Origin of the sequence: Burkholderia sp. LMG 13014 (genome assembly GCF_905232215.1) — a bacterium.
In the GTDB taxonomy this organism is placed as follows: Bacteria; Pseudomonadota; Gammaproteobacteria; order Burkholderiales; family Burkholderiaceae; genus Burkholderia.
In genome coordinates, this window is record NZ_CAJNKE010000899.1 from 1 (window position 1) to 1,708 (window position 1,708).

At 66.7% G+C, this 1,708-nt stretch carries 1 protein-coding gene and 1 pseudogene; one reads left to right on the plus strand and one right to left on the minus strand.

The window, feature by feature from the left end; genetic code table 11:
• Window positions 1-100: 100 nt before the first annotated feature.
• A complete protein-coding gene (locus JYJ84_RS35955; RefSeq protein WP_175221313.1) occupies window positions 101-1,411 on the minus strand; it encodes an MFS transporter in 1,311 nt (436 codons plus the stop codon).
• A 191-nt stretch (window positions 1,412-1,602) separates the two neighbouring features.
• Here JYJ84_RS35955 and JYJ84_RS35960 point away from each other — a divergent pair.
• Window positions 1,603-1,708, plus strand: a pseudogene (locus JYJ84_RS35960) (LysR family transcriptional regulator); the annotation flags it as partial.

Below are 1,708 nucleotides of genomic sequence, written 5' to 3' on the forward strand. Positions count from 1 at the left end.
GCCGATGCGCGCCATGTCCGCCAGGCTCTGCCACAAGCGGGCGCCGTCGACTTCCAGCAGGTCTTTCATGTGCACTCCGGATGAATTCGTTCGTTGAAGGTCACCGCGAGCCGAGCGCTTCGGCGGTGGCCGGCCGCGCCGCGCGGCGCGCGTCGAGCGCGACGATGCAGAGCAGCGAGATGCCGGCGAGACACGTGTAGAACACCGCGAGCGGCCACCACTGCCCCGCGAAGCGATGCGCGAGCCACGTGCCGACGAGCGGCGTCAGCCCGCCCGCGAGCGCGCCGCAGATCTGGTAAGCGAGCGAGATCGCCGAATAGCGCACGTGCGCGGGGAACACCTCGCTCACGAAACCGGCGATCACCGAATAGAAGCCGGCCATGCAGACGACCGCGAGCGCGATGCCGGCGATGAGCGATGCGGACGTGCCGCCCTGCACGAGCATGAACATCGGATACGGCGACAGCATCGCGAGCAGCGCCGCGAGCTTCAGGAAGCGCGCACCGCCGATGCGCTCGGCGATCCATGCGGCGATCGGCTGCGCGACGAACTGGATGATCGCGACCGCGAACAGGCTGTCGAGGATCAGCGAACGCGAGACGCCGACGTACTGCGTCGTGTACGCGATCATGAACGTATTGGTGAAATAGACGCCCGCGATGCCGATCGTGTTCGCGCCGATGCAGAGCGCCACGAGCCCCGACGCGGAGCGGAACACTTCCGCGACCGGCAGCTTCACCGTGCGGTTGGTTTCCTTCACGCGCGCGAATTCCGGCGACTCGTTCACGCCGAGCCGGATCAGGATGCCGACCACGAGCAGCACCGAACTCGCGAGAAACGGCAGGCGCCAGCCCCACGCGAGGAAGTCGGCCTTGTCCATCGACGTGACCGCACGAAACGCGATCAGCGACAGGATCAGCCCGGCCGGGCTGCCGAGCTGCGCGAACGACGCGAAGAACGTGCGGCGCCCCTGCGGCGCATGCTCGCCCGCCATCAGCACCGCGCCGCCCCATTCGCCGCCGACCGCGATCCCCTGCACCACGCGCAGCGCGACGAGCAGCACCGGCGCGAGCATGCCGACCTTCGAATAGTCGGGCAGCAGACCGACGCAGACGGTCGCGACGCCCATCATCATCAGTGTCGTCATCAGTGCCTTCTTGCGGCCGATGCGATCGCCGAGATGGCCGAAGATGATGCCGCCGAGCGGCCGCGCGAAGAAGCCGACCGCGAACGTCGCGAACGACGCCATCGTGCTGACGAAGCGGTCATGCGACGGGAAATAGAGTTCGCCGAACACGAGCGCGGCGGCAGTCGCGTAGATGTAGAAGTCGTACCACTCGATCATCGTGCCGATGAACGCGGCCGTCGCGGCGCGTCCCGGCTGGCGGGCGGAAGGAAGGGACTGGGTCATGCGGGCTCCTGACGCGCGCCACTGCGGGGCGACGCGCAATATCGTGTAACGGCCGTCTGTCGCGACCTTGCGCCGCACGTTGCGGCAGCCCCTCCTTTATCGGCGACCGCAAATCATTAGTCAAATTTCAAGTTATTATTCGCCGTATAAATTCAACTAATGTCAACCTCGACGCCTCGCCCGGAGACCCGATGCGCCCCGACCTCGCCCCGTTCCTGAACGACCGTCTCGACTGGAACCTGTTGCGCACGTATCTGGTGATCATCCAGGAGCGCAGCGTGAGCCGCGCGGCCGCGC